Source organism: Microbacterium aquilitoris (genome assembly GCF_031932285.1).
In the GTDB taxonomy this organism is placed as follows: Bacteria; Actinomycetota; Actinomycetes; order Actinomycetales; family Microbacteriaceae; genus Microbacterium; species Microbacterium aquilitoris.
The window spans coordinates 636483-658518 of sequence record NZ_JAUZVT010000001.1 but is presented as its reverse complement, the minus strand read 5'-3'; the positions used below and the strand labels follow the sequence as shown (position 1 = coordinate 658518).

At 70.6% G+C, this 22036-nt stretch carries 25 protein-coding genes and 3 tRNA genes; 10 read left to right on the top strand and 18 right to left on the bottom strand.

Translation table 11 applies throughout. The features are described 5' to 3' along the window. Positions 1-157 precede the first annotated feature (157 nt). The 12 genes from Q9S78_RS03225 to tilS all read right to left on the bottom strand — a co-directional run bounded on the left by Q9S78_RS03225 (position 158) and on the right by tilS (position 10223). Positions 158-901 (bottom strand): formylglycine-generating enzyme family protein, encoded by a 744-nt coding sequence (locus tag Q9S78_RS03225; protein ID WP_311868825.1) that lies wholly within the window; start codon positions 899-901, stop codon positions 158-160. Next, positions 898-1602, bottom strand: a complete 705-nt coding sequence (locus Q9S78_RS03220) for a DUF2520 domain-containing protein (RefSeq protein ID WP_311868824.1) — start codon at positions 1600-1602, stop codon at positions 898-900. Before Q9S78_RS03220 ends, Q9S78_RS03225 begins: the two co-directional genes overlap by 4 nt. After that, on the bottom strand, positions 1599-3287 hold the full coding sequence (locus tag Q9S78_RS03215; protein ID WP_311868822.1) for a PH domain-containing protein: 1689 nt from the start codon (positions 3285-3287) through the stop codon (positions 1599-1601). The genes Q9S78_RS03220 and Q9S78_RS03215 overlap by 4 nt, the downstream gene beginning before the upstream one ends. Continuing rightward, on the bottom strand, positions 3284-3856 hold the full coding sequence (locus tag Q9S78_RS03210; protein WP_018185755.1) for a PH domain-containing protein: 573 nt from the start codon (positions 3854-3856) through the stop codon (positions 3284-3286). The genes Q9S78_RS03215 and Q9S78_RS03210 overlap by 4 nt, the downstream gene beginning before the upstream one ends. Next, positions 3801-4292, bottom strand: coding sequence for a DUF3180 domain-containing protein (locus Q9S78_RS03205; protein WP_018185756.1), 492 nt, complete (start codon positions 4290-4292; stop codon positions 3801-3803). The genes Q9S78_RS03210 and Q9S78_RS03205 overlap by 56 nt, the downstream gene beginning before the upstream one ends. Further along, positions 4289-4825: a 2-amino-4-hydroxy-6-hydroxymethyldihydropteridine diphosphokinase gene (folK, locus tag Q9S78_RS03200; RefSeq protein WP_376716528.1), complete on the bottom strand. Its 537-nt coding sequence runs from the start codon at positions 4823-4825 to the stop codon at positions 4289-4291. The genes Q9S78_RS03205 and folK overlap by 4 nt, the downstream gene beginning before the upstream one ends. Further along, positions 4822-5190, bottom strand: coding sequence for a dihydroneopterin aldolase (gene folB / locus Q9S78_RS03195; RefSeq protein WP_116227958.1), 369 nt, complete (start codon positions 5188-5190; stop codon positions 4822-4824). Before folB ends, folK begins: the two co-directional genes overlap by 4 nt. After that, on the bottom strand, positions 5187-5996 hold the full coding sequence (gene folP, locus Q9S78_RS03190) for a dihydropteroate synthase (protein ID WP_311868820.1): 810 nt from the start codon (positions 5994-5996) through the stop codon (positions 5187-5189). The genes folB and folP overlap by 4 nt, the downstream gene beginning before the upstream one ends. After that, entirely contained in the window at positions 5993-6583 is a 591-nt protein-coding gene (gene folE / locus Q9S78_RS03185) for a GTP cyclohydrolase I (RefSeq protein ID WP_311858672.1), read from the bottom strand. Before folE ends, folP begins: the two co-directional genes overlap by 4 nt. 10 nt (positions 6584-6593) lie before the next feature. Next, positions 6594-8597 (bottom strand): ATP-dependent zinc metalloprotease FtsH, encoded by a 2004-nt coding sequence (gene ftsH, locus Q9S78_RS03180; protein ID WP_018185761.1) that lies wholly within the window; start codon positions 8595-8597, stop codon positions 6594-6596. Positions 8598-8666: 69 nt separating this feature from the next. Further along, positions 8667-9218, bottom strand: coding sequence for a hypoxanthine phosphoribosyltransferase (gene hpt, locus Q9S78_RS03175; protein ID WP_018185762.1), 552 nt, complete (start codon positions 9216-9218; stop codon positions 8667-8669). A gap of 9 nt (positions 9219-9227) precedes the next feature. Then, entirely contained in the window at positions 9228-10223 is a 996-nt protein-coding gene (gene tilS, locus Q9S78_RS03170; protein WP_018185763.1) for a tRNA lysidine(34) synthetase TilS, read from the bottom strand. A 181-nt stretch (positions 10224-10404) separates the two neighbouring features. Here tilS and Q9S78_RS03165 point away from each other — a divergent pair, with 181 nt between their 5' ends. Further along, a complete protein-coding gene (locus tag Q9S78_RS03165) occupies positions 10405-10938 on the top strand; it encodes an inorganic diphosphatase (protein WP_018185764.1) in 534 nt (177 codons plus the stop codon). A 65-nt stretch (positions 10939-11003) separates the two neighbouring features. Here Q9S78_RS03165 and Q9S78_RS03160 read toward each other — a convergent pair whose 3' ends face one another. After that, positions 11004-12467 carry a M23 family metallopeptidase gene (locus Q9S78_RS03160; RefSeq protein WP_018185765.1) on the bottom strand — a complete coding sequence of 488 codons (1464 nt, stop codon included), beginning with the start codon at positions 12465-12467 and terminating at the stop codon, positions 11004-11006. 212 nt (positions 12468-12679) lie between these two features. Between Q9S78_RS03160 and Q9S78_RS03155 the strand changes: the two genes are divergently transcribed. The 3 genes from Q9S78_RS03155 to Q9S78_RS03145 all read left to right on the top strand — a co-directional run bounded on the left by Q9S78_RS03155 (position 12680) and on the right by Q9S78_RS03145 (position 13002). Further along, positions 12680-12752: transfer RNA gene (locus Q9S78_RS03155), tRNA-Glu, on the top strand. A 21-nt stretch (positions 12753-12773) separates the two neighbouring features. Then, positions 12774-12847: transfer RNA gene (locus tag Q9S78_RS03150), tRNA-Asp, on the top strand. 82 nt (positions 12848-12929) lie between these two features. Next, positions 12930-13002: transfer RNA gene (locus tag Q9S78_RS03145), tRNA-Phe, on the top strand. Between the two features lie 89 nt (positions 13003-13091). Here Q9S78_RS03145 and Q9S78_RS03140 read toward each other — a convergent pair. The 4 genes from Q9S78_RS03140 to Q9S78_RS03125 form a co-directional block, all read right to left on the bottom strand. After that, a complete protein-coding gene (locus Q9S78_RS03140) occupies positions 13092-13238 on the bottom strand; it encodes a hypothetical protein (RefSeq protein WP_311868818.1) in 147 nt (48 codons plus the stop codon). Positions 13239-13279: 41 nt separating this feature from the next. Continuing rightward, complete coding sequence (locus Q9S78_RS03135) at positions 13280-14539, bottom strand: GmrSD restriction endonuclease domain-containing protein (RefSeq protein WP_311868817.1); 1260 nt, start codon at positions 14537-14539, stop codon at positions 13280-13282. Between the two features lie 221 nt (positions 14540-14760). Then, positions 14761-15417: a hypothetical protein gene (locus Q9S78_RS03130; RefSeq protein ID WP_116227952.1), complete on the bottom strand. Its 657-nt coding sequence runs from the start codon at positions 15415-15417 to the stop codon at positions 14761-14763. Positions 15418-15535: 118 nt separating this feature from the next. Continuing rightward, positions 15536-16291, bottom strand: coding sequence for an MBL fold metallo-hydrolase (locus Q9S78_RS03125; protein ID WP_116227951.1), 756 nt, complete (start codon positions 16289-16291; stop codon positions 15536-15538). A 42-nt stretch (positions 16292-16333) separates the two neighbouring features. Here Q9S78_RS03125 and Q9S78_RS03120 point away from each other — a divergent pair, with 42 nt between their 5' ends. Then, positions 16334-16930 (top strand): class I SAM-dependent methyltransferase, encoded by a 597-nt coding sequence (locus Q9S78_RS03120; protein WP_116227950.1) that lies wholly within the window; start codon positions 16334-16336, stop codon positions 16928-16930. Between the two features lie 2 nt (positions 16931-16932). On the opposite strand, the gene Q9S78_RS03115 is transcribed toward Q9S78_RS03120, so the two are convergent. After that, a complete protein-coding gene (locus Q9S78_RS03115) occupies positions 16933-17067 on the bottom strand; it encodes a hypothetical protein (protein WP_256335408.1) in 135 nt (44 codons plus the stop codon). Between the two features lie 44 nt (positions 17068-17111). On the opposite strand from Q9S78_RS03115, the gene Q9S78_RS03110 reads away from it, so the two are divergent. The 5 genes from Q9S78_RS03110 to Q9S78_RS03090 all read left to right on the top strand — a co-directional run bounded on the left by Q9S78_RS03110 (position 17112) and on the right by Q9S78_RS03090 (position 22013). Then, positions 17112-17864: a DeoR/GlpR family DNA-binding transcription regulator gene (locus Q9S78_RS03110; protein WP_116227949.1), complete on the top strand. Its 753-nt coding sequence runs from the start codon at positions 17112-17114 to the stop codon at positions 17862-17864. Between the two features lie 61 nt (positions 17865-17925). Further along, positions 17926-19968: a bifunctional aldolase/short-chain dehydrogenase gene (locus Q9S78_RS03105; protein ID WP_311868816.1), complete on the top strand. Its 2043-nt coding sequence runs from the start codon at positions 17926-17928 to the stop codon at positions 19966-19968. Between the two features lie 41 nt (positions 19969-20009). After that, the gene (locus tag Q9S78_RS03100) at positions 20010-21254 is read left to right on the top strand and encodes an alpha-hydroxy acid oxidase (RefSeq protein WP_116227947.1); all 1245 of its coding nucleotides are present in this window, start codon (positions 20010-20012) and stop codon (positions 21252-21254) included. A gap of 22 nt (positions 21255-21276) precedes the next feature. Beyond that, positions 21277-21684, top strand: coding sequence for an NAD(+)--rifampin ADP-ribosyltransferase (arr, locus tag Q9S78_RS03095; protein ID WP_116227946.1), 408 nt, complete (start codon positions 21277-21279; stop codon positions 21682-21684). Next, the gene (locus tag Q9S78_RS03090) at positions 21684-22013 is read left to right on the top strand and encodes a hypothetical protein (RefSeq protein WP_116227945.1); all 330 of its coding nucleotides are present in this window, start codon (positions 21684-21686) and stop codon (positions 22011-22013) included. Before arr ends, Q9S78_RS03090 begins: the two co-directional genes overlap by 1 nt. Positions 22014-22036 lie beyond the last annotated feature (23 nt).

The window sequence follows — 22036 nt, the reverse complement described above, 5'->3', positions numbered from 1 at the left end:
TTCGGCGCGGGCGGCGCGGGCGCGGGGTGTGTGCGCCGGGTGCGCGCCAGGTGTGCGCGGATGCAAGAGATCCGCCCCGACACGCCGCGGCACGGCTTCCCACCCCGGGGTGTCGCGCACAATCCCTTGCATCCGCGATCACCCCGCCGGCCCAGCCTCAGCGGCGCGGGGTCCAGCCGGGCGGGCGGGGGTCGCCGCCGGCAGCGCGCTCGGCGTCGAACGCGGCCGACCAGCCCTGTGCGGCGTCGACCGCATCGAAGCCGCCCCGCGCCACGCGGAACCCGACGTCGTCGTGCGTCATGCGGGGTCCGCCGCCGCGGCGGGTGCCGGCGCGGACGTTCCACGCGTCGTCAGCGAAGCCGCCACCGCGGAACACCCGGTAGTCGTCGTAGCGCTCGGTGTCGAGGAAGTCCCAGCACCACTCCCACACGTTGCCGAGGGTGTCGAACAGCCCATTCAGGTTCGGGAGCTTGCCGCCGACCGGCTGCGGCGAGGTCACGCCGTCACCGGCGGTCCACGCCACCTCGAGGAGTGGACCGTAGTGCGGGCCGGTCGAGCCGGCGCGGCACGCGTACTCCCACTCGGCCTCCGTCGGCAGCCGGAAGCCGTCGCTGTCGACGTGCCACCGCACCTCTTCGCCGTCGACGGCATAGGCCGGGTCGAGCCCCTCCCACTCCGACAGCGCGTTGCAGAACCGCACGGCGCGCAGCCAGCTCACCTCGACGGCAGGACGGCGGGGGTCGGATGCCGCCACCCCGATCACCTCCGACAGCTGCTCCTGCGTGACGGGGTAGACGCCGATCTCGAAGGGCTCGAGCGCGACGGTCCACCGCCGCCGGCGTCGAGCGTCGTGCAGTTCGACGCTGCCTGCGGGGATGCGGGCGAGCTCCACGTCGCTCACGAGAGGAGCGGCCCGTCGCCCAGCGCAGGGGCGGCGTCACTCAGCGCGCGGTCGATCGTCGTGTGGACGAGCGCCGAGAGGTACCGCGAGGGGTCGTCGACGCCGGCGCCGCGGAGCAAACCGGCCGCCTGTTGCACGATCGACGAAGAGAAGGCCGTCGCGGTCGAGATCGCCTCGCCGTATGCGGCACGGTCGGCGTCGGCGACCACGACCGGTTCGCACCCCATCTCGACCGCGAGCGCTTGCGCGATCGGCAGGACCGCGGCGGGCGCTGTCACGGCGGCGTACGCGTCTTTGAGGGCGCGAAGGTCCGTCGACGTGCCCGTGAAGGCGATGGCGGGATGGATGGCGACGGGTATGGCACCCCGCGCCGCGGCGGGAGCGAGCACCTGTATGCCGTGCGCGGCATCCGTGTGCATCAGGATCTGGCCCACCTGCCAGGCACCGAGTTCGGCGAGGCCCGACACGAGCCCCGGCAGCTCGTCGTGCGGCACGGCGAGGACCACGAGTTCGCTGCGTCGGACGACCTCTTCGGCGCTGACCCTCGGCACCTCGGGGAGGATCGCCTCGACCCGGTCATCGTCCGATCCCGACGTGATCCCGGTGAGCGCGTGCCCGGCCCCCGCGAGAGCGGCGGCGATGACGGGCCCGACCCGCCCGGCGCCGATCACGCCGACACCGAGGCGCCCCTCGCGGTTCATCGCTCCTCCGTCGGCGACGTCGGCGGGGCGGGCGGCACCCACAAGGGCGGCACCGGCGCAGGGGGCGCGAGCGGCGGCGCGACCGAAGCCGCCTCCGGCCACTCCACCTCGACCGCGTTCCCGTCGGTCGGCTGAGCGCTCTCGGCGGATGCCGCGGCCACCGCGGCATCCGTGATCGCCCGCCACAGCTCGTAGGCGCGAGCGTGGTCGATCGACTCGATGGTGCCGTTCACGGGTCCCATGACCGTGTGTCCCGTGATGGCGGCCAGCCCGAGGCGACGCGCGAGCGGGCCCTGCGAGAGACGCACGGACTGCATGCGGGCCAGCGGCAGGATCGTGAGCTTCGGCCACAGCCGGCCGGTCCGCATCAGCACCGCCTGCGGCAGGACGAGGATGCCGTTGCGTCGCCACGTGAGCGGGTCGATCACCCGCGCCCGGGCAGGCGACGTGACGTACCCGTCACCCTCGCGGGGACCGCGGAGACCCGCGTCGAGCATCGCGGCGTCGACGGAGAGGGACGGCAGCAGCAGTCGCAGGACCCGCTCGACGTCGGCCTGCGTACCGATGGGCAGCACGTCGCCCATCTGGGCTGCCGATGCGTCGCTTGCCGAGCGGCCCGAGAGCTTGTTCACCCGGATCCGGTACCAGCCACCCCACCGCCACAGCAGCGGCTGCCGGATGTCGACGGCGTGCACGCGACCCGGGGGCAGCGTCTCGGTGACCGTCGTGAGCAGACCGAAGGTGACGCGCACCCCCGCCGACGACGGCGCGATCGAGTAGCGGACCGTCTTGATGAACTGCCGCACCGCGTACGCGCCGAAACCGATCGCCGCGGGGATGGACGCACCGAGAGCGGGGATGATCCAGATCGGTTGCAGCACGAGCCCGACGATCGCCGCCACCACGACCAGCACGAACCAGATGGTCGAGCCTGACAGCAACCCCGCGAGGATGAGGCGCGATATCGGCACGCGCACGATGGATTCGGGTTCGGCACCGTCGTCGTCGACACCGTCGATGATCTCGCTGATCCCGGCGGTCACGCGAGAGGTCAGCGGCCCGCCCGCGGATGCCGGGCGGCTCGCGGCATCCTTCGTCCGGTGTCCCGACGCGAGGCGCAGGATGTCGCCGCGGACCGTCTCGGCGTTGCGGGTCGACAGGTACTCGAGCTTGACGTTCGCGTCGAGGCCGGCGCCGACCACCTCGAGCTTGGCGAGTCCGACGAGGCGGGCGAGGGCGGGGCGCGTGAGGTTGACGCCCTGCACGCGGTCGAGCGGTGCGCGACGGTGCGTGCGGAACAGCACGCCGCTGCGCACCTCGACCTCGTCGCCCGTGATGCGGAAGGTGTGGAAGCGCCAGGCCGTCCAGAAGAGGGCGATCAGGATGACGAGGCCGACCGCCACGGCGACGATGGCCTGCACCGCGATGCCGTTCTGCAAGACGAAGTCGACCGGGTCCTCCTCGCCGTAGCGGAAGTTCTCGGGCAGGAAGAACGAGATCAGTCGGTCGCGGAGGTTCGCGACCAGGATGCCGATGATCACGATGAGCGTCAGCCCGCCGCGCAGGAGCGGCGACAGCGGATGCATCCGGTGCCATTCGCCGTCGCTCATCTCGGAGCGGACCGCGGCGGGCGGCGGAGCGGACGCCTGCTCGAGCGGCGCGGGCTGGGGGTCGAGATCGCTCACAGACCGGTCCGCCGGGTCTCAGCCACCTCGATGAGCGTGTCGCGCAGCTGTTCGGCGTCGCGCTGCGGCAGGCCGGGGATCGTCACACCGGTGGATGCCGCCGCGGTGACGAGCTTCAACTGGGCGATGCCCAGCATCCGATCGAGCGGGCCGTGCGTGATGTCGACGAGCTGGAGGCGGCCGTACGGGACCGACACCATCCGCTGCCACAGGATGCCGCGTCTGAAGACGAGGTCGTCCTCGCGCAGCTGATAGCCGATCGACCGCGCCTGCCGCGGTGTGACGACGAGCGTCACGAGGAAGATCGCGAAAAGGATGCCGCCGGGGATGAACGGCCACGTCGCTTCGAACATGAGCCAGAGCGTCAGTACCGCGGCCGCGATCAGCAGGAGCACGACGACGTAGCCGATGACCTGCCCGATCACGTACTTGCGCGACAGCTGGCGCCAGGCGCCATCCCCCAGCGGGAGCCGCGAGGCACCCCGCGGTTCGAGGATCTTCGTGAACGTCTCGTCAGTCGGAGTGGGAGAGCCCGTAGCCGGGTTCGTCGGGTCCGGGCTGGTCGTCATCATCGTCCTTCCGGATGGTGCACAGGTGTTCGGCGACGAGTGCACCGGCGACGAGGAGCAACCCGCCCCCCACCGCGGCGATCACCGCACCCGTTGAGCCTAACGAGGGCGACACGGGTCGTGTGAGCACGAAGGCGAGAAGCCCTCCGCCGAATCCGGCGACGAGCGCTCCGACGATGCTCGACGCCTTGGCCAGCATCGCGATGCGGAGCGCTCGGAAGGGGTCGACGGGTGCTGCGGTTCCGGCTGTCGCCCGGCGGACCGGGATGGCAGCGAGGACGACGGCGGCACCGAGCGCGACGAGCAGGATCGGTAACAGCGGCGACGGGGTGAAGGTCGGCTGCCCCATCCCCGTGAGGACCTGGTCGACGAAGAACCCCGCGATGCCGGCAACGACGGCGACCGCGACGAGGAGGAGCGGGTTCGTACGCCTCATCCCGCACCTCCGGGCAACGCGGCGCGCAGATCGGCGACCGTGCCCACGCCGGGGAGCACCGCGTCGGGGTCGATACTCAGCCACGGGTCGAGCACGAAGTCGCGTTCCGCGGCGCGGGGATGCGGCAGCACGAGAGCCGGGTCGTCGGAACGCACGTCGCCGTAGGTGATGAGGTCGAGGTCGAGTGTGCGGCTCCCCCACCGCTCGCGCCGCTCACGGCCGTGCCGGCCCTCGATCGCGTGCAGATAGCCGAGGAGCAGCGACGGGGCGAGACGCGTGTCGATGAGCGCGACCGTGTTCAGGTAGCGGGGGGCGTCGGCATCCGGCCCGCCGAGGGTGATCGCGACCGACTCGATCGGCTCGGCCGCGGCGACCAGCACGGTCATCGGCAGGCGGCCGAGGTCGGCGATCGCCTCGGCGATGGTGTCGGCGCGCTGACCCAGATTCGCGCCGAGGGCGACGACGGCGCGGTGGGCGGGGCCGTGCGCGCGCGGCTCCTTCTGCGGCATCCCCTCGGCCAGGCGGCGGCTCATGCGCGGGACCGCCTCACCGTGACGGCGACATCGCCGAACGGCACCGGGATCGGCGCGGCGGGTTTGTGCACGGTGACGGCGACCGCGTCGACGAGCGACCAGCCCGTGAGGACGGCGGTCGCGATGCGCTCGGCGACGGTCTCGATGAGGTCGACGGGGTCGCCCGCGAGGATCGCGGCGACGCGCTCGGCGACCTCCCCGTAGTGGACGGTGTCGGTGACGTCGTCGGTCGCCGCGGCGCGGGCCAACGACAGCGACAGGACCAGGTCGGCGACGAACTCCTGCCCGTCGCGGCGCTCGTGCTCGTAGACGCCGTGGAATCCGGTGGCACGGATGCCGGTGATCGCGATCTCGTCGGTCGTCATCCTTCACCCTCCCACGCGGTCCGCACGGCGAGGGCGAGACGCGTCGCGGCGACGTCGTGCACGCGCACCGCCCAGGCGCCGGCCTGCGCGGCGAGGACGCTCGTGACGGCCGTGGCGAGGTCGAGGTCCGACTCACCGCTGAGCTCGATACCCGCGGCGGATGCGGCGACCGCCAGCATCCGCTTACGGCTCGTGCCGATGAGCACGCGATGACCACAGCCGAAGAGCTCGTCGAGGCCGCGGACGACCTGCCAGTTCTGCTCGGGCGTCTTGCCGAAGCCGAAGCCCGGGTCGACGATGATGCGGTGATCCGGGATGCCGGCCGCCCGAGCCGCGGCGACGCGCTCAGCGAGTTCGCCGACCACCTCCGCGACGATGTCGTCGTAGACGGCGGTGCCGTACATGTCGTCGGAGTGCCCGCGCCAGTGCTGCACGACGACGTCCGCGTCGGTGCGGGCGACGACGGCGAGCATGTCGGGGTCGGCGAGGCCGCCCGAGACGTCGTTGACGATCCGGGCACCGGCTGCGACCGCGGCAGCGGCGGTGCCCGCGTTCATCGTGTCGACGCTGATGACCGCCCCCTCGGCGGCGAGCGTCTCGATGACCGGCAGGATGCGCGCCTGCTCGTCGCCCTGCGCGACCCGCGTCGCGCCGGGACGAGTGGACTCCCCGCCGATGTCGAGCAGGTCAGCCCCGTCGGCGAGGAGGGCGCGGCCGTGCGCGATCGCTGCCTCGTTCGTGGCGTACCGTCCGCCGTCGCTGAACGAGTCCGGCGTGACGTTCACGATGCCCATGACGAGGGTCATGTCCGACCGCCGGTCAGCAGGGCGATCGCCTCGGCGCGCGCCACGGGGTCGGTGAACACGCCGCGGGCCGCGATGGTGACAGTGGATGCCGCGGGCTGCCGTCCCCCGCGCATCGTCACGCACTCGTGCACCGCGTCGAGCACGACGAGCACACCGCGGGTGTCGATCGAGCCGGCGATCGCGTCGGCGACCTGCTCGCCCAGGCGCTCCTGCACCTGCGGGCGCGCCGCGAGGATGTCGATCACCTTCGGCAGAGCGCCGAGTCCCACGACCTGCTCGCCGGGAAGGTAGGCGACGTGCGCGTGCCCGGCGAACGGCAGCAGGTGGTGCTCGCAGACGGAGCGGAACCGGATGTCGCGGAGCATGACCGCACCGGAGGGGAGCGTGTCGGGCGCCGGACCGCGCGTGACCGAGATCGTGTGCGCGAGCGGGGCTGCGGCATCCTCACCCACACCCGAGAAGAACTCCGCATACGCGTCCGCGACGCGCTGCGGAGTCAGCTTCAGGCCGGGACGTTCCGGGTCTTCACCGATGGCGACGAGCAGTTCCCGCACCAGTTCGGAGACGCGCTCGCGGTCGACCGCCATGCGCGCCGCCTCAGGCCGTCGCGGGTCGAGCCTGCCCGGTCGCGTGGCGCGCCGGCGAGGTCTCGGGGGCCGGCTGCTCGGCCTCGGTGTTCGCCGCGACCGGAGCCTCGGCGCGACGGGGCACCTCGACGGGCGGAAGCGTCGAGACGGGACGCTCGCTGCTCGAGAGCCACTGCGGCCGGGGCGGCAGGCGCTTGATGTCCTTGAAGATCTCGGCGAGCTCGAGGTGATCGAGCGTCTCCTTCTCGAGCAGCGCCAGGGCGAGCCGGTCGAGGACCTCGCGGTTCGCGTTCAGCACCTCGTACGCCTCGTTGTGCGCCTGCTCGATGAGTCCGCGCACCTGGGCGTCGACGCGCTCGGCGATGCGCTCGCTGAAGTCGCGGCCGTGACCCATGTCGCGTCCCATGAAGACCTCACCCGACGACGAGCCGAGCTTCACGGGGCCGACGTCGGTGGTCATGCCGTACTCGGTGACCATCTTGCGGGCGATGCCGGTCGCCTTCTCGATGTCGTTCGAGGCACCCGTGGTGGGGTCGTGGAAGACGATCTCCTCGGCGACCCGGCCGCCCATCGCGTACGTCAGCTGGTCCTGCAGCTCGTTACGGGTGATGGAGTACTTGTCGTCGAGCGGCAGCACCATCGTGTACCCGAGCGCCTTGCCACGCGGAAGGATCGTGACCTTCGTGACGGGGTCGGTGTGGTTCATCGCTGCGGCGGCGAGGGCGTGGCCGCCCTCGTGGTACGCCGTGATCAGCTTCTCCTTGTCCTTCATGACCCGCGTGCGACGCTGCGGACCGGCGATGACGCGGTCGATCGCTTCGTCAAGGGCGCGCATGTCGATGAGCTGCGCGTTCGAGCGGGCGGTCAGGAGCGCGGCCTCGTTCAGGACGTTGGCCAGGTCGGCGCCGGTGAAGCCGGGCGTCTTGCGCGCGATGACGGCGAGGTCGACCGAGGGCGAGAGCGGCTTGCCGCGGCCGTGCACCTCGAGGATGCGCTGGCGACCCTTCAGGTCGGGCGCGTCGACGCCGATCTGGCGGTCGAAGCGGCCCGGGCGGAGGAGCGCGGGGTCGAGGATGTCGGGGCGGTTCGTCGCCGCGATCACGAGCACCGAGACCTTCGGGTCGAAGCCGTCCATCTCGACGAGCATCTGGTTGAGCGTCTGCTCGCGCTCGTCGTGACCGCCGCCCATGCCGGCGCCGCGGTGGCGGCCGACGGCGTCGATCTCGTCGATGAAGATGATGGCCGGAGCGTTCTCCTTGGCCTCCTTGAAGAGGTCGCGCACGCGGCTCGCGCCGACACCCACGAACATCTCGACGAAGTCGGAACCCGAGATCGAGTAGAACGGGACGCCCGCCTCGCCGGCGACGGCGCGCGCGAGCAGGGTCTTACCGGTTCCGGGAGGGCCGTACAGCAGCACGCCCTTCGGGATGCGGGCGCCGACGGCCTGGAACTTCGCCGGGTCCTTCAGGAAGTCCTTGATCTCCTGCATCTCCTCGATGGCCTCGTCGGAGCCGGCCACGTCGGCGAAGGTGACCGTCGGGGTCTCCTTGGTCACGAGCTTGGCGCGCGACTTGCCGAACTGCATGACCTTGCTGCCGCCGCCCTGGGCGCTCGAGAGCAGCCACCAGAAGAGCAGACCGAGGATGAGGATGGGCAGGAGGATCGAGATCAGGCTGCCGAACCAGCTGGTCTGCGGCACGACGTCGTTGTAACCGTCCTTGGGGGCGGCCGAGTCGACGGCCTGCACCACCGCGTCCGCACGTTCGGTGACGTAGTAGAACTGCACGTTCGTCGAACCCTCGAACGCCTTGTCCAGCGTGAGGTCGACGCGGTTGTCGCCGTCGGTGATCGTGGCCTGCGAGACCGTCGACCCGTCGAGGAGCTTCAAGCCCTCCTGCGTGGTGATGCTCTTGGCGCCGGTGAGGTTCGAGATCAGCGTCATGCCGATGATCAAGAGCACGCCGATGAGCACCACGTAGAGGAACGGGTTGCGGGAGAGCTTCTTGACGTTCATTGTGCGTTCAGGCTACCCCCGCGGCGCTATGCGGGGTCTGTGCGTTCGTTTTGGGCGTACCGCGCGAATTCACGAGTAGACGTGGGGCGCGAGGACCGCCACGTCGCGGAGATTGCGGTACTTCTCCGCGAAGTCCAATCCGTACCCGACGACGAACTCGACCGGGATGTCGAAACCGACGTAGCGGCAGTCGATCTCGACCTTCGCGGCCTCGGGCTTGCGGAGCAATGCGAGGACCTCGATCGATGCCGCGCCGCGCGAGGCGAAGTTCTCGAGCAGCCAGCTCAGCGTCAGGCCGGAGTCGATGATGTCCTCGACGATCAGGACGTGCTTGCCCGAGATGTCGGTGTCGAGGTCCTTCCGGATCTGCACGACGCCGCTCGACTTCGTGCCGGCGCCGTAGGACGACACGGCCATCCAGTCCATCTCCATGGGGCGCTTCAGCGAACGGGCGAAGTCGGCCATCACCATGACCGCGCCCTTCAGCACACCGACGAGCAGCAGGTCCTTGCCCTCGTAGTCCGCCTCCACCCGACGGGCGAGCTCTTCGAGCTTCGCCTGGATCTCCTCCTCGGTGACGAGGACATCGGTGAGCTGGTCGGCGATCTCGGCTGCGCGCATTGCAGAAGTCTAAAGACCGGATCCGGCCCCCGTGAACTCGATCAGCGCGCCCGCGCGGCGGGCGCGGCATCCGGGCAGGTCGATCGGCCCCTGCCCCGCCCACTCAGTGACCAGTCGCGCCACCTCGAGCGTCTGCGTGCGGGTGAGCGAGACGTGGAACTCGCTGGCGACCACGTGCCGGATGATGCGGTGACGGAGCGCGGGAGGGTTGGCGGCGAGCGCGGCGACCGAGACCGCGATGCCGGCCTCGGCGGGTTCGACGATGTCCTCGATCGTCTCGTCGATCATCTCGTCGAAGGCCTCGGCGTCCTCGCGCAGCTGCGCCGCCGTGCGCACCAGTGCCTCGGCGATGCCGGGGCCGAGTTCGGCCTCGAGCATCGGCAGCACCGTCTCGCGGACGCGCACCCGCGCGTACTTCGGGTCGCGGTTGTGCGGGTCGTCCCACGGCTCGAGTCCCTGCGCCGCGCAGGCGTCCCGGGTGGTCGCGCGGCGCACCTCGAGCAGGGGTCGCAGCAGAGGGATGCCGTCGAGATCGGATGCCGCCGCCATTCCCTGCAGGCTGCCCGCACCGGATCCGCGGGCCAAGCCCAGGAGCACCGTCTCGGCCTGGTCGTCCAGCGTGTGCCCGAGGAGCACAGCCGCAGCACGCACGTCGCGCGCGGCATCCCGCAGCACGCCGTACCGCGCATCGCGCGCCGCCGCTTCGGGACCGCCCTCGGTGCCGACCTCCACCCGCACGATGAGCGGATCGAGGCCGAGCGTCGCGGCGGCACGCGCAGCGGCCGAGGCGACCTCGGCGGAGTCCGGCTGCAGGCCGTGGTCGACGGTGACGGATGCCGCGCGCAGCCCGAGCTTCGGCGCCTCGAAGCCGACCGCCGCGGCGAGCGCGAGCGAATCGGCGCCGCCCGAGAGCCCCACGATGACGACGGCGCCCTCCGGGAGGCCGGTCAGGGCGGAGCGGACGGCACGGCGGACCTCGGCGACAGCGGGATGCAGGGACGGCACGAGGTAACGCTATCCGGCCGGGCGTTCCGTCCTCAGTCTCTGCGCCGCGCCGCGGGCGGGGTCGCGGCGTCTTTCCGGGGCTTCGTGCGGGTGCGGCGGCTGCGGGGACTGAATACGGCACACGCTGCCGCGCCAGTAGGCTGGTCGGCGCATCCCACCGGACTTTCAAAGGAGCACAGGTATGGGCGCGTACGACGCCGTCATCGAGATCCCGCGCGGCAGCCGCGTGAAGTACGAGGTCGACCACGGCACGGGCCGCGTCTTCCTCGACCGCGTTCTGTTCACCCCCATGGGGTACCCCGCGAACTACGGCTTCTTCGAGAACACGCTCGGCGAGGACGGCGACCCGCTCGACGTGCTCGTCCTCCTCGACCGCGAGATCTACCCCGGCGTGCTCGCCAAGGTCCGTCCCGTCGCCGTCCTCAAGATGAGCGACGAGGCCGGCGGCGACGACAAGGTCGTCGCGGTCCTCGCGAAGGACCCGCGCTGGGCGCACATCCAGGACGTCGACGACATCGACGAGTGGACCAAGGGCGAGATCGGCCACTTCTTCGAGCGCTATAAGGACCTCGAGCCCGGCAAGTGGGTCAAGGTCGACGAGTGGGCCGGTGCGGCCGAGGCCGAGCGTCTCGTGTCCGAGGCCTTCACGCGCTTCGACGAGCACGAGGGCGAGACCCGCACGCAGGGTGAGGGCGAGGCGCCCAACAGCCTCTGAGGCTCACAACGAGAAGGTCGGATGCCGCGCGGCATCCGACCTTCGTCGTTTCGGGACGCTGAGCGTCAGACGCTGATGCCGCGGGCGCGCAGGAAGGGTGCCGGGTCGACGCGGATGCCGCCGCGGTAGACCTCGAAGTGCAGGTGGCAGCCCGTGGAGGCGCCGGTGCTGCCGATGTAGGCGATCGTCTGGCCGGCACGGACGTAGTCGCCGTATCCGACTGCGTAGCCGCCGTCGATGATGTGCGCGTAGCCGGTGATGGTGCCGTCGCTGTGTCGCACCTTGATGAAGTTCCCCCAGCCGCCGCTGTAGCCGGCGAAGACGACGGTGCCGGAGGCAGCCGCGTAGATGGGCGATCCGCACGAGCTGGCGAAGTCGATGCCGCGGTGGCCGCTGGCCGTGCAGCCGCTGGGCGTGCAGATGCTGCCGCGGACGCCGAACCAGGAGCTGATGTAGCCGTGGGCGGGGCGCACCCAACCGGATGGCTGCACGACTCCACCGCTGCCGCCGCTGCTGCTTCCGCCACCGGAGGAGCCGCCCGACGACGATCCGCCGCCGCTGGATCCGCCGCCGTTGTTGTTGTTCTTGGCCTCTTCTTCGCGGCGACGCTTCTCTTCCGCGAGACGACGCGCTTCCTCCTCGCGGGCTCGGCGAGCGGCCTCCTCGCGGGCCTTGCGGGCGGCTTCTTCACGGCGCTTGCGCTCGGCCTCGACGCCGGCTTTGTACGCGGTGACGGTCTTCGCGGTGGTGTCCTGCAGGGCCTGCAGCTGCGCCTCGAGCACTTCGCGGTGCTCGTTCTGCGCGGCCAGAGCAGCCTGTGCGGCCTGCGCGGCATCCTGAGCGGCCTGCATCTTCTGCTCGGCCTCCACCTTGCGCTTGTCACGCTCGTCGCGGGCGACCTGCGCCTGCGCAGCGAGGCTCTTCGCGCTGTCGCGCGCGCCGACGGCTTCGGCATAGACATCGCGGTTGGCATCGACGAGGCGATCCATCGTGCCGAGGCGACCGAGGAGGTCGTCGGCGCTCGCGGAGGAATCCGAGAAGAAGAGCTCGAGGGTGGCATCACCCTTGCCGGAGCGGTACTGCTCGGCGGCGAGCACACCGAGCTTGCCGGCGGCGGCCTTGGCGCGCTTCTCCTCGGCGTCGGCCTGCGCCTGACGCTGATCCGCAAGCGCTGCAGCGTCTTCGTACGCGATCAGGGCGTCCTGATATTCGGCGCCCAAGCGCTCGGCCTCGGCCTGCTTGACGGTGACGTCGTTCTCGAGAGACGAGATGAGGTTCTGGATGCGGGTGATCTCGGTGCCCTTGGACGCCTCGTTCTGACGCGCCTTCTGGACGTCATCCCAGCTGGGGTAGGACGTGGCGGCGAAGGCCGGGAGGGCGAAGCCGAGACCGGTGGATGCCGCGGCCACACCGAGGACGCCGAGGCCCAGCGCGTTCCGGCGGCTGATGCGCGACGAGAACGAGCGCGTCTCTTCGGCGGTGGGCGCGCAGCCGCAGTCGGCTCCGGTCGCTTCGGGCAGGTCGGTCACTGCACACACCCTTCCCTCGGCCAGATGGCGTGCTGATCCGCCCATCACAGTAGCAACACTGTTCACATTCGTCACAGGTCGAGACCGAGAGAGGCACCGCCATCCTGCCCCCGATTCCCCCATCGGAACGGTGGGCGCGCCCTCGATTCGCACATTCGCGAGGGATCGCATATGCTTGACCCTCGGTAAGCGTGATCCCCCCGGGGTCGCTCGGCCCCATCGTTTAGCGGCCTAGGACGCCGCCCTTTCACGGCGGTAGCACGGGTTCGAATCCCGTTGGGGTCACTCCCACAATTTAATAAGCATGGCCCTGTAGCGCAGTTGGTTAGCGTGCCGCCCTGTCACGGCGGAGGTCGCGGGTTCAAGTCCCGTCAGGGTCGCTCCGAGCGACAGGCCCTTGTCTTCAGCTTCTGTTGAATTCACGGGCCTTTCGTCTAGGACATGGCACTTCTGATGCCATGCGGCTCTGTAGCTCAGTTGGTAGAGCGCACGACTGAAAATCGTGAGGTCACGGGATCGACGCCCGTCGGAGCCACACGAACCGTCGTTACAACGGTTCTAGGAACCCTCGCGAAGCTTCTATTCGCGGGGGTTTCGCCTTTTCCGGGGACGAGCCGTGGACGCTCAGCCCGCGTCGACCCGCTGGCTCTCGGCAGACTGACGCGCCTCCTGGATGCCGTGCGCGACAGCCTTGCGGATGATCCAGTAGAGGACGTACGAGCCGGCGGCGAACACGGTGACGAAGAGCACGGCGCTCGTCAGGGGATTCATGCGACCAGTGTGGTCGCCACCGACTCGTCTATCGACCGTCGCTACTCGCAGCCGACGCCGTCACCGTCCCGGTCGAGGTGCTTCGCGTAGCCGGGATCGCCCACGCGCACGGGGGCGGCCCCTGCTTCGCGGGCCGCGGTGCAGTTCTTGAAGTACACGTTCGCCGGCGGGGCGGGCTTCGACTCCTGCGTCGGCTGAGGCTTCGGCGCCGGCGCGGGCTTCGACTCATGCGTGGGCTGCGGATTCGGCGCCGGCGCGATGCTCGGGCGGGGCTTCGCCGCGGGCTCTCCCGCAATCGCCATGGCGTCCGCGGCGTAGTCCGACGTCCGCAGCTGCTCCGTCGGGCACCCCGTCAGGATGCGCTCCATCGCGTCGCGCTCCGCCTGCGTGACCCACAGCTCGTACGCGACCTTCACCGAGACCTGCCTCGCGACGTACGAGCAGCGGAACTCTGTGTTCTTCGGCAGCCAGGTCGCGGCGTCGCTGTCGCTCTTCTGCGCGTTCGCGGCACCGTCGACGGCGAGAAGGTTGAGCGGGTCGTTCCCCAGGGTCTCGCGCTGGTGCGCGGTGAGTTGCTGCGCGCCCTTCTGCCAGGCATCCGACAGGGGAACGACGTGGTCGATCTGTACGAGCGACGAGGTGTCCTCGCCGCGCTCGAACGCGATGCGCTCGCCCGTGAACGGATCGTCGAGGATGCCGGAGGTCACGACGCATCGACCGTCCTTCTGCACGCCAGCGAGGTCGCGGGCGAGGACGTCGTCGCGCTGCCCGCATCCGTTGCGGTCGATGTCCTTCCAGCGCTGTCCGAACTCGTCGCGGTCGTAGCCCGTCTTGGGGGCACGCCCCTTCACCTCGAGGGCGTCGAGAGCCGCCAGAGCCGTACCCGGCTCGGGTGGGACGGTGTCGGCCGGAGCCGGGTACTCCGGCTGATCTTCACCCACCGCGACCGCCTCATCGGCAGCCGGAGCGAGCGCGACGGGCGCCTCGTCCACCGTCGTGTCCGCCCGCGGCAGGACGAGGTTCGCCATCCCGGCTGACAGCAGCGCGACGACGACGGAGATGATCAGCGCACGTGTGGCGGTGGCCGGCGTCCTGAACCGCAGGAACGTCGGGGTCTTCTTGCCGAGCGAGACTCCCGCGGTGATCGCGACGGCGACCGCGAGGGTGGAGGTGATCGGCGAGAGGACGATGATCGCGATCAGCAGGACCAGTGCCAGAGCAATCCACCGGAACGCCTTGATGCGCGCCACCTTCGCGGTCGTGGTGTTCGAGGCTGCGCGAGGCGGGGTCGACGAGTGCATGGGGGTGCTCCTTCGAGCGAGGAAAGACCGCACGAAGGGCGCGCGAGTACTGAGCGAACTGGCCACCGATCCGTGTCAGTGGCAGAAGCCGGAGCGTCGTCGGGTGGGACGGTCGGCATCGCCGGGACCGGGCTGCAGCAGCCCGTCGCCATCGAACGTATCCCGCGCCGCTCACCCCGGCGCGCGCGACCCGCAGGCCCGGTCGAAACCCGAGCGCGGGCTCACTCGGCGAGCTCGTCGAGCCAGTTCGATCTGAGACGCAGCGCCCTCTCGGTGCTGGCGACCACGACGGCGACGCCCAGCGTGATATTCCCGCCGACCGACAAGCGGATCGGCGAGGTGAACGTGCCGAACGAGTCGGCGATCAGCTCGGTGTGCGAGATCGTCTCGATCAGCTGGGGCACGGCGACGCAGACGCCCAAGAGGACGGTCGCGAACGTGACGACGCCGATGGCGTGACTGAGAATCGGATGCCGCCGGTGCAGGCGCGCGCGTCGCCCCTCCCCCGAACCGGGGTGCGGGCTGAGCTGACGTTCATCGCCGCCCTCGGAGACGAACTGGCAGCGCCGGAGACCGTACGAGGTCGTCGCGACCTCGATGTGCCCACCCGGTACCCGGAACCTCGCGGGCAGTCGCGAGACGGCGGACTGGGCGCCGTCCCGATACAACCGCGCACGCACCTCGCCGTCGTCCCGGTCGCCCCAGTGGTGCACGTCGACGGTGAAGGTGGATGCCGTCCCCTCGGGCGACGGCAGGGTGATGGCGAACATCGACCTGCTGAGCGCCTGCCACCACCGGTAGGGCTGCAGCGGACGGCCGTCCCCGGGCCGACTGCGGCGCTCCGCCCACCGCTGACGCCACGAGTCCGAGGGCGTCATGCGGATCGCGTCGGGGCGGGGGTGTGTCGGGACATGCCTCCATCAGAGGCGCTTCGGCCGCGTCACGACAGTGCCGGAGCGTCACCACCCGCCATGACAAACGTCACGACGCTGGCCGTCAGAACGTCAGCGTCTGCCCGTCCTGGGGGACGTGGACGGCCGCGGTGATCCCCTGCGCCTCTGCCGTCGCGAGCACATCGGCGCGGGTCACGGTGCAGTGGTCGAGCGCCTCCATGTGGACGGCGACGATGCGGGCGTCGGGGGCGAGGCCGTGCACCCGTACGACGTCCTCGGCGCCCATGAGGATCGGGTCCAGGCCGGGGAGCACGGCTTCGCCCGTGTTCAGGACGACGACGTCCGGCCGGTGGGCGGCGAGCGCCGCCTCGACGGCCGGGTGATAGACGGTGTCGCCGGCGACGTAGAGGGTCGGCTCCGCGGAATGCGCGATGACCACCCCCATGACCTCTCCCAGTCGCGGGGCCGCGGCGAGCGTCGCGTCGGAGCCGTGCTGCCCGCCCGTGCGCGTGAAGGTCACGCCGCCCAGTGTCGTCTGCTCGTCGAGGACGATCACCTGAGTGAAGCCGGCATCACCAATCACCGCGGCGTCCTCGGCGTGCTGGACGAGAACGGGAACCTCACGCGGCAGGAGCGCGGCGGCCGCGGCATCCCAATGATCGGAATGCGTGTGCGTCACCACCACGATGTCTGGCGCCAGCAGATCCGCGAGCGGGACGACGAGGTCCACCAGCGGATTGCGGCGCTCACTGGCGAAGCCGGGCTGCGAGCCCCGCGCACCCAGCATGGGATCGACGAGGATGCGGATGCCCCCGACCTCGAGCAGCAGCGTGGCATTACGCACCTGGGTGATCTTCACCCCGGGATCGTCTCACGCGGGCGGCCTCGATAGCCTCGCAGGATGACTCGCACGACCGCCGCGTACTCCCGCCGGGCGACGGAGTACGCGGACGCGCTGGGATCGGTGAGCGCGATGCACCACGCGGATCGCGACCTCATCGAGACGTGGGGAGCCGCGGCATCCGGTCGGCTCATCGACGCGGGCTGCGGGCCGGGGCACTGGACGCAGCACCTCGCCGAGCGGGGCTCCGACATCCGCGGGATCGATCTCGTGCCGGAGTTCATCGACCACGCCCGCGCGGCCCACCCGGGCATCCGGTTCGACGTCGAGAGCATCGAGTCGATCGATGAGGCGGATGCCGCGCTCGGCGGCATCCTCGCCTGGTTCTCGACGATCCACCACGAGCCGTCGACGATCGCGGTTCCGCTCGCCGAGTTCGCGCGCGTGCTGCGTCCGGGTGGATCGCTGCTGCTCGGCTGTTTCGACGCGGACGAGACGGAGGCGTTCGACCACGCCGTCCTGCGCGCGTTCCGATGGAACGCAGACGACCTGCAGCGCATTCTCGAGAGTGCGGGCTTCGACGTCGTCGCCGTCCACCGCCGAGCCGAGCGCGGAGCGCGACCCGTCGCGGCGATCGTCGCCGAGCGCCGCCGCTGATTTCAGCGCGGCTCCGTCACGCGCACGAGCCCGCAGTTGAGGCACGACCACGCGACCGTGAACCGCTCGTCGTCGAGGATCTCGAACCGCAGCGGATCCCCGCAGGTGGGGCACATGACCCCCGGACGCTCGCTCACCATTCGAGCCTAAGGTCGCCGCGGCACCCGGTTACCCTGATCGCATGCCGCAGTTGCTCAGCGCCGAACGGCGGTCGCTCCTCCTCGAGATGCTCGCCGAGTCCGGCAGCGTCCGACTCGAGCCGGCCGCCGAGGCGCTCGGCGTCTCGGCGATGACCGTCCGGCGCGACCTCGACGACCTCGTCCGCGAAGGGCTCGCGCGGCGGGTCCGCGGCGGCGCGGTCGCCGCCATCGTCCCGCAGGACTTCACAGCCCGGATCGCCGCGCGCGGCGGCGCGAAGGCCGAGATCGCCCGCAAAGCGCACGACCTGCTCCCCCACGGCGGTGCCGCGGCGATGGATGCCTCCTCCACCGTCGGCGCACTCATCTCGACCCTCGACGACGGCGACGAGCTCCTCGTCGTCACGAACTCGTACGACAACCTCCGCGCAGCGCAGGGGCGCCCCGGCGTCGACGCGATCCTCCTCGGCGGCCGCCTCGAACCCCGCACCGGGAGCTTCGTCGGCGCGCAGGCGTGCGAGAGCGCGAGCCGGTTCCACTACGACCGCTTCTTCACGAGCGCCGCCGCCCTCGACCCGGCGTTCGGCACGAGCGAGACGACCCTCGAAGAAGCCGAGGTCAAGCGCGTCCTCTCGACACACGCCGACGAGACCGTCGTGCTCGCGGACTCGTCGAAACTCGAGCGACTCGCCGTCGCGCGCGCCCTCGCCTGGACCGACGTCGACCTGCTCGTGACCGAGCTCGACCCCGCCGACGAGCGGCTCTCCGCCTTTCGGGGGCTGGTCGACATCCGCTGAGCCTGTTAGATTGTGAAAGGTTTCACAAGATCTTTCACGCCTGAGCCTCGCAGGAGAGTCGATGTCCCCCACGCCCACGGCCGCCGCCGAACTCATCGCGCGCAGCAACCGCCTCGGATCCGACCCCAAGGTCACCAACTACGCGGGCGGAAACACCTCCGCCAAGGGCACCGACACCGACCCCGTCACCGGCGAGCCCGTCGAGCTCCTGTGGGTCAAGGGCTCCGGCGGCGACCTCGGCACCCTGAAGCCCGAAGGGCTCGCCGTCCTCCGCCTCGACCGCATGCGCGCCCTCGTCGACGTCTACCCCGGCGTCGAGCGCGAGGACGAGATGGTCGCCGCCTTCGATTACTGCCTTCACGGCAAGGGCGGGGCGGCTCCCTCGATCGACACCGCCATGCACGGACTGGTGGATGCCGCCCACGTCGACCACCTGCATCCCGACGCCGGCATCGCCATCGCCACGTCCGCCGACGGCGAGAAGCTCACCACCGAGATCTTCGGCGAGAAGGTCGCCTGGGTGCCGTGGCGCCGTCCCGGCTTCCAGCTCGGACTCGACATCGCGGCGATCAAGGCGGAGAACCCCGACGCGATCGGCTGCATCCTCGGCGGACACGGCATCACCGCCTGGGGCGACACGTCCGAGGAGACCGAGCGCAACAGCCTTTGGATCATCGAGACCGCCCAGGCGCACATCGACGCCCACGGTGCGGCGCAGCCCTTCGGCGGCATCCGCTCCGGCTTCGAGGCGCTGTCGGAGGAAGAGCGTCACGCGAAGGCCGCGGCGCTCGCCCCGACGATCCGCGGGCTCGCGTCGACGGACAAGCCGATGGTCGGCGACTACACCGACAGCGACGTCGTCCTCGACTTCCTCGCCTCCGAGAAGGCTCCCGCGCTCGCGGAACTCGGCACGAGCTGCCCTGACCACTTCCTGCGCACGAAGGTCAAGCCGCTCATCCTCGACCTGCCGGCATCCGCGTCCGTCGAGGACTCGATCGCGCGCCTTCGGGAACTGCACGCGGCCTATCGCGCCGACTACCAGGCCTATTACGACGCGCACGCAACGGCGGACTCCCCCGCGATCCGCGGCGCCGACCCGCTCATCGTCCTCATCCCCGGCGTCGGCATGTTCAGCTACGGAGCGAACAAGCAGACCGCCCGCGTCGCCGGCGAGTTCTACGTCAACGCGATCAACGTCATGCGCGGCGCCGAGGCCCTCTCGACCTACTCCCCCATCTCGGACGCCGAGAAGTTCCGCATCGAGTACTGGGCACTCGAAGAGGCGAAGCTGCAGCGGATGCCGAAGCCCAAGACGCATCAGGGGCGCATCGCGTTCGTCACGGGCGCGGCATCCGGCATCGGCAAGGCCATCGCCACCCGCCTCGCCGCAGAAGGCGCGTGCGTCGTCGTCGCCGACCTCGACCTCGAGAAGGCACAGGCCGCAGCCGCCGAGCTCGGCGGCACGGACGTCGCCATCGGCGTGGCCGCGAACGTGGCGGATGCCGCGGGTGTGCAGGCCGCGATCGATGCGACCGTCCTCGCCTTCGGCGGTGTCGACCTCGTCGTCAACAACGCGGGCCTGTCGCTGTCGAAGCCGCTGCTCGAGACCACCGAGAAGGACTGGGACCTGCAGCACGATGTCATGGCGAAGGGCTCGTTCCTCGTCGCGAAGGCCGCCGCGAAGGCGCTCATCGAGCAGAAGATGGGCGGCGACGTGATCTACATCTCGTCGAAGAACTCCGTCTTCGCCGGCCCGAACAACATCGCCTACTCGGCGACGAAGGCCGACCAGGCCCACCAGGTGCGTCTGCTGGCCGTCGAGCTCGGCGAGCACGGCGTGCGCGTCAACGGCATCAACCCCGACGGCGTCGTCCGCGGGTCGGGCATCTTCGCCGCCGGCTGGGGCGCCAACCGCGCCGCCACGTACGGCGTCGAGGAGAAGGACCTCGGCCAGTTCTACGCGAACCGCACGATCCTCAAGCGCGAGGTCGTCCCCGAGAACGTCGCCGACGCCGTCTACGTGCTGACCGGACCGGAACTCTCACGCACGACCGGGCTCCACATCCCCGTCGACTCCGGCGTCGCCGCCGCGTTCCTGCGTTAATCCCGGCCCGCGTCGGATCACTCCAGAGGAGGATGGTTGCCATGGTGCAGCGTCAATTCCCGAAGCCGGTCGAGCTGCTCGAGCTCATGCAGTTCAAGAAGCCCGAGCTGAACGGCACGAAGCGACGGCTGGATGCCGCGTTCACGATCGCGGACCTCCGCACGATCGCGAAGCGACGCACCCCCAAGGCCGCCTTCGACTACACGGACGGGGCCGCGGAGGGCGAGACCTCGCTCGCCCGCGCGCGCCAGGCGTTCGAAGACGTCGAGTTCCACCCCGACGTCCTCCGGCCCGCCGAGAACGTCGACACGTCCGTCGAGATCCTCGGCGGACCGTCCGCGCTCCCCTTCGGCATCGCGCCGACCGGGTTCACCCGGCTCATGCAGACCGAGGGCGAGGTCGCGGGCGCGGGAGCGGCGGGGGCCGCCGGCATCCCGTTCACCCTGTCGACCCTCGGCACGACCTCGATCGAGGGCGTGAAGGCGGCGAACCCGCACGGACGCAACTGGTTCCAGCTCTACGTGATGCGCGAGCGCGAGATCTCCTACGGCCTCGCGAAGCGCGCGGCCGAGGCCGGGTTCGACACCCTGCAGTTCACCGTCGACACCCCCGTCGCCGGCGCACGCCTGCGCGACAAGCGCAACGGTTTCTCGATCCCGCCGCAGCTGACCCTCGGCACTATCGTCAATGCGATCCCGCGGCCGTGGTGGTGGATCGACTTCCTCACCACTCCGAAGCTCGAGTTCGCGTCGCTCTCAGCCACCGGCGGCACCGTCGGCGACCTGCTGAACGCGGCCATGGACCCGACGATCAGCTACGAGGACCTCGAGATCATCCGCGGCATCTGGCCCGGCAAGATCGTCATCAAGGGCGTGCAGAACGTCGCCGACGCGAAGCGCCTCATCGACCACGGCGTCGACGGCATCATCCTGTCGAACCACGGCGGGCGCCAGCTCGACCGCGCGCCGATCCCCTTCCACCTGCTGCCCACCGTGGTGCGCGAGGTCGGCAAGGACGCGACCATCATGGTCGACACCGGCATCATGAACGGCGCCGACATCGTCGCCGCGATGGCGCTCGGGGCGAAGTTCACCCTCATCGGCCGCGCCTATCTCTACGGCCTCATGGCCGGCGGGCGGGCGGGCGTCGACAAGACGATCGAGATCCTCCGCAGCGAGATCGAGCGAACCATGAAGCTGCTCGGCGTCGCCTCGATCGCCGAGCTCGAGCCGCGGCACGTCACGCAGCTCACGCGCCTCGCGCCGATGCCCCGTTCCGACGCCTGATACACCGCGCTACCCTGGCGCGGTGAGCGCAGCCGACGAGCCCGGACCCTTCTTCCACGGCACGAAAGCCGACCTCGACGTCGGCGATCTGCTCACGGCGGGGCGACGCTCGAACTACCGGCCGTCGATCGTGATGAACCACATCTACTTCACCGCGCAGCGCGACGGCGCCGGCCTCGCCGCCGAGCTCGCGGCGGGCGACGGTGAGCCGCGGGTCTACCGCGTCGAGCCGACCGGCCCGTTCGAGGACGACCCGAACGTGACCGACAAGAAGTTCCCCGGCAACCCCACGCGCTCGTATCGCAGCACCGATCCGCTCCGCGTCGTCGGCGAGGAGGCGGGCTGGCCGCGCCTCAGCCCCGAGGCGCTCGCGGACTGGAAGCGCCGCATCGCCGCGATCGAGGAGTCCGGCGGCGAGATCATCAACTGATGAGCGACGTCGTCCGCTTCTGCCGCAGTCGCAACGCCGGTCGCCGCTGCACGCGCCCGCTCGACCACCCGGGCCTCCACCGCCACCGCACGATCATGTGGACGGATGCCGCGGCCGACCCGTCCCGCTGCACCGGGTCCAGCAAGCCGGGCTCCCCCGCCGCCGCGCTCGCGGACGGGTGGCCGCACGGCCGCGCCCTGTGCCCCGTCTGCCACCGCTTCGTCCCCCTCGAGGACGGCCTGCTCGAGGAGCACGTGAGCTCGGACGAGGACGAGACGGATGCCGAGGCATCCCGTCGTCGCGAATGGCTCAACACCCACGGGTGGTGACGGCCCTCGCTATCCGACGCGCG